The following is a 16872-nucleotide window of genomic DNA, read 5'->3' on the forward strand; positions in this document are numbered from 1 at the left end:
GGTGACGCCCGCCGTGGGGGAGGTGATCAGGGTCAGCGGAGCCAGCCGAACCGCTTGACGATCGGCAGTCGTGCCCAGGTGCGGCCCAGGCCCCAGGTGTCACCGGCGTTTGTCACCGCGAGCAGGGCCAGCACACCGGCGTAGACGAGGTGGTCGTCCATGAAGGGGTTGTTCTCCGGAGGCAGGACGGCCGTCCACATCAGCACCAGCAGCAGACCGCCGGCTGCGGCGGCGACGCGCACCCCGATGCCGAGCAGCAGCGCCGTGCCGATGGCGGCCAGACCGATCATGAACAGCCAGTCGGCCCAGGCGGCTCCGGCGATGCTGTTGTAGAAGCCCTGGAACGGGCCGGCGGCGCCGAAGCTGAGGAAGCCCTTGGTCGGGCTGCCCCCGTTGATCCAGGCGTTCTTCGCCTCGGTGGCGAACCCGAGGCCGAACACCTTGTCCAGGAAGGCCCAGAGGAAGACCCAACCGAGCGCCAGGCGGAGCCCGGCGAGCAGGTAGCGGGCGGCCCGCGTTGGGAGGTTCTGCTCCTGGTTGGTCTCGGCCATCGGGGTCTTGGCGGCGGTGTTCCGCTCGATCATCGCGGTCATCATGTCCACGTCCCTTCGCTGCTTCGCACCGCGTGTCCCGGTGGCACTTCTATTTGACGCCCGTGGACCACGCGGCGGTCAGGGCCGGCGGGCCGGTGCCGGGCGGGACCTTCGACCTGTGTCCACCGGGACCCGTGACAGGTGCCGGCCCGCGCCCACCGGTCCGCCGGGGCGGTCAGCGGGCGACGTGCAGGTCGGCGAGCTGGGCGGCCAGCAGCGCGGGAGCCTCGGCCAACGAGGGGCCGTACCAGGTCAGGTGCCGACCGGACACCAGGGCGCACGGAACGCCGGGAAATGCCTCCGGCCCGTCCTCCCGGGTGAAGCGGTACGGCTCGTCCGGCAGCACCACGAGCTCCGGTGCCTGGTCCCGCAGTTGCGACAGGCTCGGTCGCGGATACCGCTCTGGCTGCTCGGCGTAGGCGTTGACGACACCGAGCCGGCGCAGCAGGTCCCCGGCGAAGGTGTCGGCGCCGAGCACCACCCAGGGACGTCGCCAGACCGGCACCACCGCGCGTCGGAGAACAGGCGTTTCCGGTAGCGCGGCCCAGGCCCGGCGGGCCTTCGTCAGCCAGGATGGTTCCGCTGCCGATCCCAGGTCCCGCAGCAACTCGGCGAGTTCGGTGAGCGCACCGTCCACGGTGCGCGGATAGGTCACCCGGATCGGTACGCCCGCGGCGGTCAGCGCGGTGGCGTCGTCGCGCCGGTTCTCCTCGACGTTGAGCAGGACCAGGTCGGGCCGGAGCGCGCGGATCCGGTCCAGGTCCGGGTACTTGGTGCCGCCGACCCGCGGCACGTCCAGGTCAGCCGGGTGGGTGCACCAGTCGGTGGCGCCGACGAGCAGCCCGGGCAGGGTCGTCGCCACCGCCTCGGTGAGCGACGGCACCAGGGACACCACCCGCATCCGCCCACCTCCTCGGTCCGGCGACGGTGGGTGGCCCGTCGTCGCCCCACAGCCCGGTCACGGACCGCCCGTCGGGGGAGCCGCCGGCATGATCGTCATCCTAGACTCGGTCGGCCGGCGGGACGGAAAGCCATGTCGACCTGCTCGCGCACCGTTGTCCGGCCCGGCCGTCGCCGGCCGGTGGGGAGAGGTTGAAGAGGATTCATGGGTACCGCGATGACTGGTGACCACGACTGCGGGCTGTCGGCGGTGCCGGAGGACGCCGGGCGGGGGCCCGTGCTGGTCCGGGCGGAGCAGCGGGTGCACGCCGGGCTGCGCCTGGGTGAGATCGTCAGGCGTCGGCCGCCGGGTCTCACCGCGAGCCAGTGGAACACGGCCAGCAGGACCCTGTTCGACCAGGTGGTCTGCGCGGTGTCGACCGGACGACCCGAGTTCGCGGTCGAGTTCCGGCCACCGTCGACAGACGCCACCGCCAGGCGAGCCGAGCGGACCACGGAGGCTGTCGCCGCGGCGATCGGGCTGCCGCTGCTGCGGGTCGTCTCCGCCACCCTGCGCACCGCCGGACACGGGCCGCGGATCGTCGCGTACGTCGTCGACGCGCGGCGGTACGCCGCCGGCGCGGCCGGTTCGGACGTGCCGGCGGTCGGATTCCGGGACATCGTCGGCCGGCTGCCCGACGGACGTGAGGGTGCGGTCAACGATCTCGGCGCGCTCGCCCGGGCCGAGGCGGTGCAGGCGTACGTGGCGCGGCGGTTGACCGACCCGATCCTGCGCGGACTGCACGTGTCCTGGACGCGGGGGCCGGCCGAGGGGTGGAGTTGGGCCGAGGTCCGTCCGGGCCAACTGCTCGTGGAGCGGGTGACAGTGCAGGCGTACGGCGTTTCCTGTGGTGTCGAACCCGCCCAGCTCGCCGAGGACCTGGCCGTCCTGGCGCTCGGCGAGCGGCTGCGGACGACCGAGGTAGGCGTGCCGTCGCTGGTGCCACGGGAGGAACTGCTCGCCGACATTCGGCGGCTACGGGATCGTCGCGGCGAACTCGTCGGCGACTTCGGCTACGACCATCTCTGCCAGGAGTGATCGCGTCCTGACTGCCAGCCGGTCGAGGGCGGACGGTGACCGTCCGGGCGCGGAAAGAAACATCGGAAAAAATCTGGCGGCCTTTGAACCACCGTCGGAGCGGGCCCGTACCTCACCGGGAATGGACAGGATCTCCCCAACCCGCACCGGTAGGCGCGGGAGACGGTGCGGAAAGGGCATCGTCGTTCGTCGACGTGCCACCGGCGCGTTCAGGCGGTCCCCGTCGAGCGTGCCACCAAGATTCCGTTCGGTCCGTCGAGTCACGAATCAGGAACCGGATCGAGAAGGAGAGCAATTCGATGCGCAGGTCAACCCGGTCGCGCCGACCATCCGGTAACGCGCGGACCAAGCGACTTCTGGCCGTTGGCGCCACGCTCGCTGTCTTCGGCGGCGTCGTCGCCGTGACTCAGATCTCGTCGGCCGGTGACCGACGGTCTAACCAGCAGAAGCGACCGGTGGCGGCCGAATGTGTCGCACCGAGCCCGGGCGCGACCGCGCCGACCGCTCGCGGCGCCACCACGACTCGCACCTGGCAGAACGGACGCTGGGTGGTCAACCACTGGGGCGACGGGCAGCAGACCGTCGAGGAGTGCCAGGAAACCCGCGACGGCACCGATGGCGCGACCGCCGGGGCCTTCGCGGTGGCCTGCCCGGACGTGGTCAGCCGGCTCCCGCAGGTGCCCGACCGGGCCCGCGCCGAGGTGGACCGCAACCTGAACGCTTTGCAGACCCAGATCACCGAGGCGGACACGCGGCTCGCCGCTGAGGGCAACCGCGGCCAGGCGTTCATCCGCAACGCCATCCTCAACCCGCTGGCCAGCAAGCGTCGGGCGACCCTCGACCGGATCACGATCGCCATCGACCGGTTCGGCCCCCGGCCGCGCGGTCTCGCCAACCTCGCCACCTGCCAGGTGCAGCCGGTCGAGAACAACAACGGCGGCGGCAACGACGGCGGCGGTGACAACGACGGCGGCGACGACGGCAACAACAACGGCGGAAACAACGGCGGCGGCAACAACAACAACGGCCTCGACGTGCTGGCGAACAACTGCGACAACAGCCAGCTTCAGCGGCACGACGGTTTCCAGAACGGCAACCGCTGCATCACCACCGCCTTCGGTGAGGTCGGCGCCGCGGCCAACAACCCGTCGCTGTTGATCACCGACTTCCCGCAGCAGATCAACCGCAACGAGGGCTTCTCGATCCGGGTCAGCACCCGCAACCTCGTCCGGGACCGGTTCCTGCCGGCCGGCCAGGGTGGCTACTACCTGGAAAGCTCGCTGCTCAACGGGCAGGGCCTGACCCGTGGCCACTTCCACACCGCCTGCCGGATGCTGAACAACACGAACGAGGCGCCCGCGCCTGAGCCGGTGCCGGCCTTCTTCGTCGCCACCGAGGACGGCGGCGGCGGTGCCCAGCCGGACGAGGTGACCATCCAGGTCCCGGGTCTGCCGGACTCCGGCACCGCCCAGTGCGCGGTCTGGGCCGGCGACGGTTCGCACCGCATCCCGATGTCGGAGCGGGCCAACCAGACCCCCGCCTTCGACGCGGTGCGCATCGAGGTCAACTGACGCCGAGGGCTGAAGCCGTAGGCTGATGCCGAACACGCGGGGCCGCCCGGAATTCCGGGCGGCCCCGTAGCATGTCGGAAAGGCGGTGTAACCGTGCCGTGACGGCGGCCTAACCGCGCCAGAGTGACATTCCGGCTGCTCAGCGGTTCTTGTAGGCCTCGACGACCTCAACCGGGATCCGACCCCGCTCGGAAATCTTGTAGCCGTTCCGGACGGCCCATTCGCGGACGGCGCGGTTCTGCTCACGGTTCATTCCGGGAGTGCCCGAACCGGTGCTGCGACGTGGGTTACGGCCAGTGTCGACGGCGCCACGCCCGAGGCGTCGGCCGGCATTGATAAACGGATCCAACGCCTTGCGGAGGACACCCGCGTTCTCGTCGGAAACGTCGATGGTGTACGCGACGCCATCCAGGCTGAACTCGACCGTACGGTCGGCCTTTCCGCCGTCGAGGTCGTCAGTCAGCACCGTGATTACTTGTTTGGCCATCGTCGATTACTCCCTGTGTCTGACGGGGTGTGCTCAAAGTTTGACTGATCGTCCGCCAATTGCGCAACAAAAGCGCGCCCTGCGGCGGTTCGCGTTTTGCGTGGGATCGAAATCCCGATTTTGGATCTGCTGGGCACGGGTGCGGTCGAGCGGCGCCGGGGGTGGAAAGGCGGCCCGGTGTCGGTGCGCGGTGTGCTGGGTCACACCGAGGAACATCTGGAGTCCGCCGCGACTTGAGCCAGACACGCTCAACTCAATGCGATAGCAGGTGTTCGATGGCAACTCTTCCGGTACTTCCACTGACCGACGCCGTACTGCTGCCCGGCATGGTCATCCCGGTGACCCTCGACCCGACCACCCAGGCCGCGGTCGACGCGGCCCGCGCCACAGGTGACCGTACGCTGCTCGCCGTGCCCCGCCTCGACGGCGAGTACGGGTCCGTCGGCGTGATCGCCACAATCGAGAAGGTGGGGCGGCTACCCAGCGGCGAGCCCGCCGCCGTGATCCGTGGTCTCGCCCGTGCCCGCATCGGCTCCGGGGTGCCCGGGCCCGGCGCGGCGCTCTGGGTCGAGGCGACCGAGATCGACGAGCCCGCGCCGGCCGGCAAGGCACGGGAACTGGCCCGCGAGTACCGCGCCCTGGTGACCTCCGTGCTTCAGCAACGCGGCGCGTGGCAGGTCATCGACGCGGTGGAGCGGATGACCGACCTCTCCGAACTGGCCGACTCGGCCGGCTACGCGCCCTGGCTGACCCTGGGGCAGAAGACCGAACTGCTCGCCGCGCCGGACGTCACCGCCCGGCTGGAACTGCTCGTCGCCTGGGTCAAGGACCACCTCGCCGAGCAGGAGGTCACCGAGCAGATCAACTCCGATGTGCGCGAGGGGCTGGAGAAGTCGCAGCGGGAGTTCCTGCTGCGTCAGCAACTCGCCGCGATCCGCAAGGAACTCGGCGAGGACGCCCCGGACGGATCGGCCGACTACCGGGCCCGCGTCGAGGCCGCGGACCTGCCCGAGAAGGTACGCGAGGCGGCGCTGCGCGAGGTCGGCAAGCTGGAACGGGCCAGCGACGCCTCGCCGGAGGCGGGTTGGATCCGTACCTGGCTCGACACGGTGCTGGAGATGCCGTGGAGCACGCGTACCGAGGACAACACGGACCTGGCCGCGGCGCGGGCCGTGCTCGACGCCGACCACGCCGGCCTGGCCGACGTCAAGGACCGCATCCTGGAGTACCTGGCGGTGCGCAACAGGCGGGCCGAACGTGACCTCGGCGTGATCGGCGGTCGCGGCTCCGGTGCCGTGCTGGCCCTCGCGGGTCCGCCCGGCGTCGGCAAGACCAGCCTTGGCGAGTCGGTCGCGCACGCGCTCGGCCGCAGGTTCGTCCGGGTCTCGCTCGGCGGCATCCGTGACGAGGCCGAGATCCGGGGACACCGGCGCACCTACGTGGGCGCGCTGCCCGGCCGCATCGTCCGGGCGCTGCGCGAGGCGGGCTCGATGAACCCGGTGGTGCTGCTCGACGAGGTCGACAAGGTCTCCGTGGGGTACGCCGGTGACCCGGCCGCAGCCCTGCTGGAGGTGCTCGACCCGGCCCAGAACCACACCTTCCGGGACCACTACCTGGAGGTCGACCTCGACCTGTCCGATGTGCTGTTCCTGGCCACGGCCAACGTGGTGGAGGCCATCCCCGGGCCGCTGCTGGACCGGATGGAACTGGTCACGCTTGACGGGTACACCGAGGACGAGAAGGTGGCCATCGCCCGCGACCACCTGCTGCCGCGCCAGCGGGAGCGGGCCGGGCTGACCGCCGACGAGGTCGATGTGGACGCCGAGGCGCTGGCCCGTGTCGCCGGGGAGTACACCCGGGAGGCCGGCGTACGGCAGCTGGAACGTGCCCTGGCGAAGGTCATGCGGAAGGTGGCGGTGGCCCTGGCCGACGACCCGACGCCGGTCCGCGTCGGCGCCGACGACCTGGTCCGCTACCTCGGCCGGCCGAAGCACACGCCGGAATCGGCGGAACGCACCGCGACACCGGGCGTGGCCACCGGACTGGCGGTCACCGGCGCCGGGGGCGACGTGTTGTTCATCGAGGCGACGAGCATGGAGGGTGAGCCGGGGCTGACCCTCACCGGTCAGCTCGGCGACGTGATGAAGGAGTCGGCGCACATCGCCCTCTCCTACCTGCGGGCCAACGGCCGCCGCCTCGGCCTGGACCCGAACGCCCTGGCCGGGCGGCGGATCCACCTGCACGTCCCGGCGGGGGCGGTGCCCAAGGACGGGCCCAGCGCCGGCATCACGATGGTCACCGCGCTGGCGTCGCTGGCCAGCGGCCGGCCGGTACGCCCCGAGTTCGGGATGACCGGCGAGGTGACCCTCTCCGGGCGGGTGCTGCCCATCGGCGGGGTGAAGCAGAAGCTGCTCGCCGCGCACCGGGCCGGCCTGACCGAGGTGATCATCCCGGCCCGTAACGAACCGGACCTGGACGACCTGCCGACCGAGGTCCGCGAGCAACTGACGGTGCACACCCTGGCCGATGTCGCCGACGTGCTCGCCCTGGCGTTGCGCCCGGCCGAGATCGACCCGGCGGCGCTGGGCGGTCAGCGGGTCAGCGCCGCCTGATCGGGCGTCCGCGCTGGCCGGGCGGGCGGATCGACCCCCACCGGGGCCGACCGGGTAGGCCATCGCCTGCCCCGGACACCCGAGAGCAGACTCGTGCCCCCGACCACCCGGTCGGGGGCACGAGTCGCGGTGGGCGGCGGTGGCCGGCGAGAAGACCTCAACGCCTGTCGCGACGCTCCCGTCGGTCGCCGCCGTCGAAGCGGCCCTCTCCGGGGCGCTCCTCACGATCACGGCGCACGGTGGCCTTGCGGCCCTTGATGGTGCTGCCGCGCAGCCCGGCGATGACCTCGTCGGCGACGGCGACGGGCACCTCGACCAGGGAGAACCGATCGGCGATCTCGATCGAGCCGATGTCCCTGCCGCGAACCCCGGTCTCCCCGGTGATCGCGCCGACCAGATCCTGCGGACGCACCCCGGCCCGCCGGCCGACGCCGATGAACACCTGGGTGGTGCCAGCGCTGCGGGGACGCGCGGGCCGGCGTTCACCCCGGCCCTCGTACCCCGCCGGCCGACCGTCCCGGGGCGAGCGGACGGCGACCTGCGGGATCTCCTCCTCGGCCTCGTCGGAACCGGGCAACGTCGCCTCATGGGCCAGTTTGACCGCGGCGAGCGCCACCTCCATCAGGTCGAACTCGTCGCTGAGCGACTCGACGATCACCCGGAACGGGTCGAGGTCGTCCTCCAGCAGGCTCTCCCGCAGCGCGGCCTGGGTCAGCTCCAGTCGACGGGTCCGCAGATCGGCGACCGTGGGAATCTTGTCGATGGTGATCCGCTGCCCGGTGACCCGCTCGATGGTCTTGAGCATCCGGTGTTCCCGAGGCTCGGCCAGGGTGATCGCCACCCCTTCCCGGCCGGCCCGGCCCACCCGACCGATGCGGTGCACGTACGACTCCGGTGCCGACGGCACGTCGAAGTTCACCACGTGGCTGAGCTGCTCGACATCGAGCCCACGGGCCGCCACGTCGGTGGCGACGAGCAGGTCCGCGGTGCCGGCCCGCAGCCGCCCCATCACCCGGTCCCGCTGTTCCTGGCTCATCCCGCCGTGCAGCGCCTCGGCCCGGTAGCCGCGGCCGTTCATCGTCTCGGTGAGCCGGTCGACCTCCTCCCGGCTGCGGCAGAACACGATCGCGGCCGTGGGCGACTCGACGTCGAGCACCCGCCCCAGCGCCGCCGGCTTGTGCGCCCGCGCCACCAGGTACGCGCTCTGCCGGACCCGGGGTGCCTCGCCGGCCACCGGCTGCTCGCGGGCGATCAGGATGCGCACCGGATCGGTCAGGTGCGCCCGGGCCATCCCGTCGATACGTGCCGGCATGGTGGCGGAGAAGAGCAGCGTCTGTCGCTGCTCGGGGGCGTGTTCCAGGATCGCCTCGATGTCCTCGGCGAAGCCCATGTCGAGCATCTCGTCGGCCTCGTCCAGCACCACGCTGGCGAGGTTGCCCAGCCGCAACGTGCCCCGGGCGATGTGGTCCAGGGCGCGGCCGGGGGTGGCCACCACGACGTCGACCCCGGCGTCCAGTGCCCGCAACTGCCGACCGATCGGCTGCCCACCGTAGATCGGCAGCACCCGCGCACCGAGATCCTTGCCGTAGCGGTGGAACGCCTCGGAGACCTGCACCGCGAGTTCCCGAGTCGGCACCAGCACCAGCGCGAGCGGGTCGTCGCCCGCCCGGTCGTCCGGCATCCGCTGCAACAGCGGCAGGGCGAACGCCGCCGTCTTGCCCGTGCCAGTCGCCGCCTGCCCGAGCAGGTCCCGGCCGGTCAGCAGGGGCGGGATCGCCTCCCGCTGGATCGGCGTGGGCTCCTCGTACCCGAGCGCGGCGAGCGCGGCGAGCAGTTCGGGCCGTAGGCCGAGATCCGTGAAGGCGGGCGGCTCGGTGGACGGGTCGGGCAACACGGGCGTGGAACTCATGGGTCAAGCTTTTCATCACGCCCACCGGTCCGCTGCGGCGACCACCCGAACGGGCGTGCGGGGCCGCCGTCGGCGGCCCCGCACGCCTGACCGGCCCCGTCACCCGGCGAGCAGCGCCAGCATGATGGTGATGCCCAGCACGGCGTCGATGACGACGCAGCACTCGGCGTAGGCCCGCGGCACCACCTGACGGCTCCGCAGATGCAGCAGGTCCCACCCGGCGTGGGCCAGCCAGCCGACCGCCACGAGCCACGCTCCCGTGGTGCCGCCGGCGAGCATGGCGAGCAGGGCCAGGGCGGACCAGCCCGCCAGGCCGGCGAGTTGCAGCCGGAGGTTGCCGGGTACGCCCCACTGCCGGCGGAGCGTCCCGATCACCAGGTAGCCCACCGGCAGCACCAGCAGCGTGTACGCGCCCAGCAGGGTCGGCGAGGCCCAGTTGTCGGCGGTCACCAGCAACGCCAGCCCCGCCGGCCAGCGGTGGGCCAGCGCCCGGGTCAGCGGGTGCCGGGTAAGCGACCGCCACCGCCACCGCGCGGTGCGACCCGCCCCGGTCGGTGGTTCGGACGCAGCGGTGTCGGTGGTCGGGAAAGCCGGGATCGTCGATGCCACAGCGGTTCTGAGCTCTGCCATGTCACCGAGCCTGGTCGCGGTCGTATCGTGCCGATCATCCCCGCGTTGTCACAGCCGCACCGGGCGCGATGCCCGGTCGGTCCGGGCAGATCGGCGGGTCCACCGCTGCGGCGGCGCGATCTACCCTGGCGAGCGTGGTGGACGGGGCGTTGGTGGCGGGTGGCGGGCGGACGCTGTCCCGGGCCCGGGCCGCGACCCTGGTGTCCCTCACCTCGGGCATGGCCGCCACCCTGCTCCTCCCGGCTGTCGGGTTGACCCGGGAACCGGACGCCTGGTGGGTGGTCGCCGGCACGGTGGGGCTGGCCGCGTTCGCGCTGGTGCTGGCGGTGACGCTGTACGCGGCGGTCAGCCCGGAGTGGCCCGCCGGGCTGCACCGGCGGCTGCTGGCCGGGTACGCCGGGGTGGCCGGGTTCAGTGTGCCGCTCGTCGCACCGGTCGCCGGTGCCGCCTGGCCCACCTGGGCCTGGCTCGGCGCGGCGATCGTCGGTGGGCTCGCGTTGCTCACGCCGTTGCGACTGGTGCTGCCGGCGGCGCTGGCCACAGTTGCGGTGTCCGGGGCGGTGGCCCTGTTCACCGGCGCGTCCGTCGGCCGCTCGGTGCTGCTCACCGGCTCGGTCGGCGTCGGCCTCGCGCTGGTGAACGGCTTCCAGGTGTGGTTCTGGCGGTTGCTGGTTCAGGCCGAACAGGGCCGGGCGGCGCAGGCCCGGCTGGTCGCCGCCCAGGAGCGGCTCCGCTTCGCCGCTGACGTGCACGACCTGCTCGGACATCACCTGACCGTCATCGCCCTCAAGTCCGAGCTGGCCGCCCGACTCGCGCCGGACGACCCGGTGCGCGCGGGTCGGGCGGCGGGCGAGGCGCAACGGCTGGCTGCCACCGCCCTCACCGAGTTGCGCCGCACCGTGCACGGTTACCGTCGGATCGACCTGACCGAGCAGCTCACCGCCGTGCGGGAGGTGCTGCGTTCCGCCGGGGTCCGGTGCACCGTCGTACCGCCCGCCGGTGAGCTGCCGGCAGAGGTGGCGACCCAGTTGGCGGCGGTGCTTCGGGAGGCCGGCACCAATGTGCTCAGGCACAGTCGGGCGGCCTGGTGCCGGATCGAGTTCACGCAGGAGGAGCAGGTGACGCGGATGATCGTGACCAATGACGGGGTGCCGGCGACGGCCGCGCCCGACCGGCACAGCCACGGACTTCGCGGTCTGGCCGACCGCCTGGCCGGGGCCGGTGGGCAGCTGCGTACCCGCGGCGCCGACGGGGTGTTCACCGTCGAGGCGACTGTACCGACCGCCGTATGATCCGGGTTCTGCTGGCCGACGACGAGGAGTTGATCCGGACCGCTCTGGCCGCACTGCTCGATCTCGAGGACGATCTGTCGGTCGTCGCCCAGGCGGCCGACGGAGAGGCGGCGGTGACCGCCGCTCTCGCGCATCGGCCCGATGTGGCGGTGATCGACCTGACCATGCCCCGGCGGGACGGGTTCCAGGTCGCCGCCGAGCTGGCCCGGGCGCTACCGGCGTGTGCGGTGGTCATCCTCACCGGCCAGGGTCGGCCGGCGCACCTGACCCGCGCGCTCGGCGCGGGTGCCCGGGGCTACCTGCCCAAGGGCGCTCCGGGCGGCGCGCTGGCCGATGTGATCCGCCGGGTGCACGCAGGTGGCCGGTACGTGGATCCGGCCCTGGCGGCGGACGCGCTCACCATCCCGCCCTGCCCGCTGACCCCCCGCGAGTTGGAGACGCTGCGGCTCTCCGGCGATGACGCCCCGGTCGCCGTGATCGCCCGCCGGGCCCACCTCTCGCCGGGGACGGTGCGTAACTACCTCGCCCTGGCGGTGCAGAAGCTCGACGCGGCGAGTCGGGCGGAGGCGCTGCGGATCGCGCGGGACAACGGCTGGTTGTGATCCGTCGGCGGTGCTGGTCCAGGACCATGGGCCGCCGCTGACCTAGCATCGGCTCGTGACAGTTCCCGTGCCGGCCGACGGTCCGCAGGAGGCGCTGCTGCGGCGGGTGATCGCGTACTTCGCGGCCAACGGCGTCGGCGACACCAGCCTGCGTACGCTCGCCGCGCAGATCGGCACCAGCCACCGGATGCTGATCTACCATTTCGGTTCCCGCGAGGGGCTGCTCACCGCGATGGTCGAGGCCGTCTGGCGGGCCCAGCAGGAGTTGCTCGAAGCGCTGCTGCGCGACGCGGTGGGGGACCCGTACGACGGCGCGTGGCGTTTCTGGGTCCGGCTCGCCGACGACCGGGCGTTCGCGCCGCTGTTCTTCGAGATGTCGGCGGCGGCGATGCAGGGGCACGCGTGGGCGAGCGCGCTGCGTACCTGGATCACCGTCTGGACCGACCGGCTCGGGCGGTTCTTCGAGGAGGTGGGCCATCCACCCGCGCAGGCCCGGACCCAGGCCCGGATGGCGATGGCGATGACCCGGGGCGTCCTGTTCGAGTTGGCGCTCACCGGCGACCGGGCGGCAGCCGACGCCACCATGGCGGCTTTCCTGAACTCCACCCGGCCGACGAGCCGAGCCGGGTGACCCGTGCGGCGTGGTGACGTCCGGCGGCGGCTCAGGGTCGCGGGCCGCTGACCTCGGTCGCGACGAAGCGGGCGAGTTCCGCCGCGAGCCGGTCGGGTCGGTCCTCGGGTACCAGGGTGTAACTGTCGTCGATCTCGACCAGCCGGCCCCGGGGGAACAGCGCGGCCAGCCGGGGACCGTGCGACCGGGGCATGAGCCTGTCCTCGCGGGCCCAGACCACCAGGACCGGGCGGTCGAATGACGCCAGCCGGCCCGGCAGCGCCCGCAGTTCCGCCGTCGACGGGGTGGACAGCGCGAAGGTGCGCAGATCCCGGCGGACAGCCTGGTTCTGCTGTGCCGGCCGGAACCAGGCGTCCATCACCTCGGTCGGGATCGGGTGCTTGCTCATCCATCCCCAGGCACCGGGCGCGCGCCGGAACCAGCCGAACCGCTGAAGCTGCATCGACAGCCACAGCGCCCCCGGCAGCCGCGCGCTCATCGCCACCGCCTTGCCCGGCTTGCCGGGTGGGAAGTTGTCGAACGCCTCGCAGGCGACAAGCGCCAGACCAGCGATCCGCTCGGTGGGGCCGTCGGCCACCAGGAACTGGATCCCACCCCAGTCGTTGGCGACCACTGTCACGTCACGCAGGTCCAGCGCGTCGAGGAACTCCCCGACGAGCGCGGCGACGCCTCGGTGGGTGACCAGCTCCGGCCGGTCCATCGGCCGCCGGTGACTGCCCAGCGGCAGGGTGGGGCAGACGCAGCGGACGGCCGGGCCGAGTTCGGCGACCACCCGACGCCACAGGCTGGCGTCCATGTTCACCCCGTGCAGCAGCACCAGGACCGGTCCGGTGCCGCCGGTGTCGGTGTAGTCGATCGTCCCGGCGGTCAGGGTGATGGTTGGCATCGGCCGTCTCCTGCCGATCGGTACGTACCTTTGCGGCACGGTTCATGTACCAGATGGTACATGAACCGTGTGTCGCTCGACGGGATCTGTCTGTCGCTGGGGCGGCCCCGCCCGGTCGCGTGCTCTGCCACGCCTTAGGGGGATACGGGAGTATTGCTCGCGCTCATCCGGATCCGTGCCGTTACGTTCTGTCACAGGCGATCACGCGGCGGTAGAGAGGACCGATCATGCGAGTGCCCAGCAGAAGTCCGGGACACCGATCCGGTCCTCCCGTCACGCCAGCCCGCCGCCGCCCCCGGGGCATCGCGCGTCCGCCCGTCGCCGCCCCGCCCGACCTGGCGGCCTACCGCGACGCCGTCGCTGAACTGCTTGTCGAGGTGAGCGCGCTCGCCGGGGTGAGCAGCGCGAAGGCGCGTCAGGTGCTGATCGACCAGCGGCTACGGGAACCGGCGATCATGCAGGTGCTCGACGCCACCTCCCAGGGGTTGGTCGGAGCCCGCGAGACGCTCCTGCTGGAGATGGCCCGGTACCAGCCGAACGAGCGCAGTTCCGCAGCCGACCTGGCCGCGCTGGTGCGCATCTACCTGCTCTCGCGGATCGACGTGATGTGGTGGCGCGACGCCACCACCTTCCTCACCGACAGCGAGGTCAACCACAGCGCCGAACTTGTCGACCTGGAGTGGTTGCGACGCCGGGACCTGCTGCAGTTCCAGTACACCGAGCAGCCCCGCACCATCGTGGGCCGGGGCGTACGCGCGTTGCGCCGCCGGATGCTGCCCGACGCCACGCCGCGCACCGCCGGGTTGCTGTTCCGCCGGGCCCGCCGCGAGGTGATCGCCCTGCTCAACGACATCGGTCGCGAGTTCGCCGCCGCCACCCCGGCCGGCACTCCGCCACTCTGGGTGACCAGCCTGGTCCGCAGCGCCGAACACCAGTACCGGCTCCGGCGCCTCGGGTACGCCGCGATGGTGCCCAGCGGCCACTGTCTGGGCTGGGCGGTGGACGTGGAGATGGCCTGGTACCGCCGCTTCGGCGCGCGGGACACCCTGGCCGGGCTGCTGCTGAACCGGCAGCAGGCCGGTGAGATCAATGTGGTGGACGAGGGGCAGGCGTGGCACATCTGCCTCGCACCGTCGGCGACCCTCCGGCTGCGCCGGGCGTACGAAGCCGAGATGGGGATCTGACCGATGTGCGGGATCATGCTCAGCATCGGCCCGGAGGCGGACCCGGCCATCTTCCGGCGGATGCTCGGGACGCTCGCGCCACGGGGCGAGGTGACCGAGACCCGGCACGAGAGCGGTCTGCTCGCCGGGACCCGCCGGCTACGGGTGGTGGACCGGGAGCGCGCGGTGCAGCCCTGGGTCTCGACCGACGAGCGCTGGCTGCTCTGCTACAACGGCGAGGTCTTCAACCACCACGAGTTGCGGGCCGAGCTGAGCAGCCTCGGCCACCGGTTCCGCAGCGCCAGCGACACCGAGGTGGTGCTCGCCGCGTTCGAGCACTGGGGCGAGCAGGTGGTGACCCGGTTGCGTGGCGAGTACGCCTTCGCCGTGGTGGAACGGGCCACCGGGCGCGCGTACCTGGTCCGGGACCCGCTCGGCGTGAAGCCGCTGTACTGGGCGCGGACACCGGGCTGTCTGCACCTCGCCAGCGAGATCAAGGCGCTGGTCCGGCTGGGCGCGCCGGTGGCCGAGGTGCCACCGGGGCACCACGGCTGGGCCGACACCGGCGGGCACCCGCAGCTGCGACCGTACGTGGACCTGCTCGCCCTCGGCGCGGGCCGGCCGGTGGTGGCGGACCCGGACGAGGCCGCCCTGCTCGTCCGTACCGCCCTCACCGACAGTCTCCGGGTGCGGCTGGACACCGACCTCACCGTGGGCGTGGTGCTCTCCGGTGGGCTGGACAGCTCGCTGGCGCTGCTGCACGCGGCGCAGTCGCATCCGGACTGCGTCGCCATCACCGTCGGGGTGCCGGAGAGCCCGGACCTGGCGTACGCCCGGCGGTTGGCGAAGGACCTCGGCGTGGCACACGAGGTGGTGGAACTGCGCCCGCGCGACATCCGGCTCGCCGACGTGCGGGAGGCGATCCGGATCTCCGAGCTGACCGAGTACGGCGACATCATCAACGCGATCGTCTCGGTGCCGATCTTCCGCCGGCTGCGGGAGCTGGGCGTCAAGGTGGTGCTCACCGGAGACGGCTCGGACGAGCTGTTCGGCGGCTACCCCATGTACCACGAGGTCGGTCCGGAGGCGTCCCGGAGACTCTTCCTGCACAAGATCCGCAACCTGTGCCGGACCGAGTTGCAGCGGGTCGACCGGACCAGCATGGCCTTCGGCGTCGAGGCCCGGGTGCCCTTCCTCGACCTGGCGCTCGTCGAGCTGGCGATGCGACTGCCGATCGAGTTGAAGCTTCGCGACGGTCAGGAGAAGTGGATCGTTCGGCGGGCCTTCGCCGACATGCTGCCCGACTACATCCGGCGTCGGCCGAAGAACCCCATGTCGTACTCCTCCGGACTGCACGAGCGGGCCCGGCTGTACAAGCCGCTCTTCGCCCGCCTGCACCGCTCGTTCGGCTACCACCTGCTGGAGCCGGTCCGTCGCGACTTCGACAGCGTGCTGACGCGCTGCGGCAACGACCTGGACGCCGCGCTGGCCGCCGGCCGGGCGAGACCCGACTACACGGTCCTCGAACACGCCCGTGACCTGGTCGGCGCGGCCAAGTGGAACGCCACCCCGCTGGTACGCCGGCTGGTGTCCCCGCGCCGTAACCGTGGCGACGGGGCCCCACTGCCCGGCTGAGCCGTCGCGGTGTTGACTCTGACACGGTGTCAGCGCCCACCGTGGAGGAACCATGTTAACCATCGGAGACTTCGCCAGCCTGGGCCGCGTGTCGGTGCGGATGCTGCGGCACTACGACAGCATCGGGTTGCTGCCGCCGGCCGCAGTCGACCCGCACAGCGGCTACCGCTACTACACCGCCGCCCAGTTGGGCCGGCTCAACCGGGTGATCGCCCTGAAGGACCTGGGTCTGACCCTCGTCCAGGTGCGGGCGATCCTGGACGACACTGTCGACCTGGTCGAGCTGCGGGGCATGCTGCGGCTGCGCCGGGCCCAGTTGGCGGCCCAGTTGGCGGCGGACACCGCTCGCCTGTCGAGCGTCGAGGCGAGGCTCCGCATGATCGAAACGGAGGGTCGGATGACCAGCCAGGATGTCGTGCTCAAGCAGGTTCCACCGATCCGGGTCGCGGCGCTGAGCGCCGTCGCCCGAAGCTACGAGCCCGCGGACATCGGTCCGGTGCTGACGCCGCTCTACCCGGAGCTGTTCCGCCGTCTGGAGGCCGCCGGGTTCACCCCCGGTGGGCCGGCGCTGGCCTGGTACGACCAGGCTGCCGATGGCGACGGTGTCGTCGTACACGCCGGGGTGGGTGTCGAGGGCAGCCTGGACGCGGTAGGTGACGTCGCGGTGGTGGAGTTGCCGGCGATCACGGCGGTGACGACGATCCACCACGGCTCGATGGACACGGCCGACCGGAGCATGCAGGTGCTGGCTCGGTGGATCGAGGAGCACGACTGGCGGACCGACGGCTACGCCCGCGAGCTCTACCTGGAGTACTGGCCCGAGGAGGCCGACAAGGGGGTCACCGAGTTGCAGCTGCCCGTGCGCCGGGCCTGACCAGCGGCT

The 16872-nt window shown here is 72.1% G+C and carries 15 protein-coding genes; 9 read left to right on the top strand and 6 right to left on the bottom strand.

Going from position 1 to position 16872, the window contains the following annotated elements; translation table 11 throughout:
- Positions 1-32: 32 nt before the first annotated feature.
- Both Van01_RS13210 and Van01_RS13215 read right to left on the bottom strand, forming a co-directional pair.
- Positions 33-593, bottom strand: a complete 561-nt coding sequence (locus tag Van01_RS13210; RefSeq protein ID WP_204006753.1) for a DoxX family membrane protein — start codon at positions 591-593, stop codon at positions 33-35.
- A 175-nt stretch (positions 594-768) separates the two neighbouring features.
- Positions 769-1494, bottom strand: coding sequence for a helical backbone metal receptor (locus tag Van01_RS13215; protein WP_204006513.1), 726 nt, complete (start codon positions 1492-1494; stop codon positions 769-771).
- Between the two features lie 204 nt (positions 1495-1698).
- On the opposite strand from Van01_RS13215, the gene Van01_RS13220 reads away from it, so the two are divergent.
- Together Van01_RS13220 and Van01_RS13225 are read left to right on the top strand one after the other, a co-directional pair.
- On the top strand, positions 1699-2571 hold the full coding sequence (locus Van01_RS13220; RefSeq protein ID WP_239099051.1) for a PDDEXK family nuclease: 873 nt from the start codon (positions 1699-1701) through the stop codon (positions 2569-2571).
- Positions 2572-3026: 455 nt separating this feature from the next.
- Entirely contained in the window at positions 3027-4142 is a 1116-nt protein-coding gene (locus tag Van01_RS13225) for a hypothetical protein (protein WP_373306251.1), read from the top strand.
- Positions 4143-4281: 139 nt separating this feature from the next.
- Here the strand turns inward: Van01_RS13225 and Van01_RS13230 are convergent, their stop codons facing one another.
- Complete coding sequence (locus Van01_RS13230; protein ID WP_099846247.1) at positions 4282-4629, bottom strand: histone-like nucleoid-structuring protein Lsr2; 348 nt, start codon at positions 4627-4629, stop codon at positions 4282-4284.
- A 275-nt stretch (positions 4630-4904) separates the two neighbouring features.
- On the opposite strand from Van01_RS13230, the gene lon reads away from it, so the two are divergent.
- Entirely contained in the window at positions 4905-7241 is a 2337-nt protein-coding gene (lon, locus tag Van01_RS13235; protein WP_204006517.1) for an endopeptidase La, read from the top strand.
- A gap of 157 nt (positions 7242-7398) precedes the next feature.
- Here the strand turns inward: lon and Van01_RS13240 are convergent, their stop codons facing one another.
- Together Van01_RS13240 and Van01_RS13245 are read right to left on the bottom strand one after the other, a co-directional pair.
- Entirely contained in the window at positions 7399-9150 is a 1752-nt protein-coding gene (locus tag Van01_RS13240) for a DEAD/DEAH box helicase (protein WP_204006520.1), read from the bottom strand.
- 99 nt (positions 9151-9249) lie between these two features.
- Positions 9250-9780, bottom strand: a complete 531-nt coding sequence (locus Van01_RS13245; RefSeq protein ID WP_204006522.1) for a hypothetical protein — start codon at positions 9778-9780, stop codon at positions 9250-9252.
- Positions 9781-9914: 134 nt separating this feature from the next.
- On the opposite strand from Van01_RS13245, the gene Van01_RS13250 reads away from it, so the two are divergent.
- The 3 genes from Van01_RS13250 to Van01_RS13260 are packed head-to-tail and all read left to right on the top strand — an operon-like array spanning position 9915 to position 12305.
- Positions 9915-11072, top strand: coding sequence for a sensor histidine kinase (locus tag Van01_RS13250; protein WP_239099052.1), 1158 nt, complete (start codon positions 9915-9917; stop codon positions 11070-11072).
- The gene (locus Van01_RS13255; protein WP_204006526.1) at positions 11069-11674 is read left to right on the top strand and encodes a response regulator transcription factor; all 606 of its coding nucleotides are present in this window, start codon (positions 11069-11071) and stop codon (positions 11672-11674) included. The genes Van01_RS13250 and Van01_RS13255 overlap by 4 nt, the downstream gene beginning before the upstream one ends.
- A 55-nt stretch (positions 11675-11729) precedes the next feature.
- Positions 11730-12305 carry a TetR/AcrR family transcriptional regulator gene (locus Van01_RS13260; RefSeq protein ID WP_204006528.1) on the top strand — a complete coding sequence of 192 codons (576 nt, stop codon included), beginning with the start codon at positions 11730-11732 and terminating at the stop codon, positions 12303-12305.
- 31 nt (positions 12306-12336) lie between these two features.
- Here Van01_RS13260 and Van01_RS13265 read toward each other — a convergent pair whose 3' ends face one another.
- Complete coding sequence (locus Van01_RS13265; protein ID WP_204006530.1) at positions 12337-13191, bottom strand: alpha/beta fold hydrolase; 855 nt, start codon at positions 13189-13191, stop codon at positions 12337-12339.
- A 227-nt stretch (positions 13192-13418) separates the two neighbouring features.
- Between Van01_RS13265 and Van01_RS13270 the strand changes: the two genes are divergently transcribed.
- Genes Van01_RS13270 through Van01_RS13280 form a run of 3 tightly spaced genes read left to right on the top strand, consistent with a single transcriptional unit; the run spans position 13419 to position 16863 of the window.
- Positions 13419-14375: a DUF5715 family protein gene (locus Van01_RS13270; RefSeq protein WP_204006532.1), complete on the top strand. Its 957-nt coding sequence runs from the start codon at positions 13419-13421 to the stop codon at positions 14373-14375.
- Between the two features lie 3 nt (positions 14376-14378).
- Positions 14379-15989 (top strand): asparagine synthetase B family protein, encoded by a 1611-nt coding sequence (locus tag Van01_RS13275; protein WP_204006534.1) that lies wholly within the window; start codon positions 14379-14381, stop codon positions 15987-15989.
- 52 nt (positions 15990-16041) lie between these two features.
- A complete protein-coding gene (locus tag Van01_RS13280; protein ID WP_204006536.1) occupies positions 16042-16863 on the top strand; it encodes a MerR family transcriptional regulator in 822 nt (273 codons plus the stop codon).
- The last annotated feature ends 9 nt before the right edge of the window (positions 16864-16872 follow it).

It is taken from the genome of Micromonospora andamanensis (genome assembly GCF_016863495.1).
Classification (GTDB): Bacteria; Actinomycetota; Actinomycetes; order Mycobacteriales; family Micromonosporaceae; genus Micromonospora; species Micromonospora andamanensis.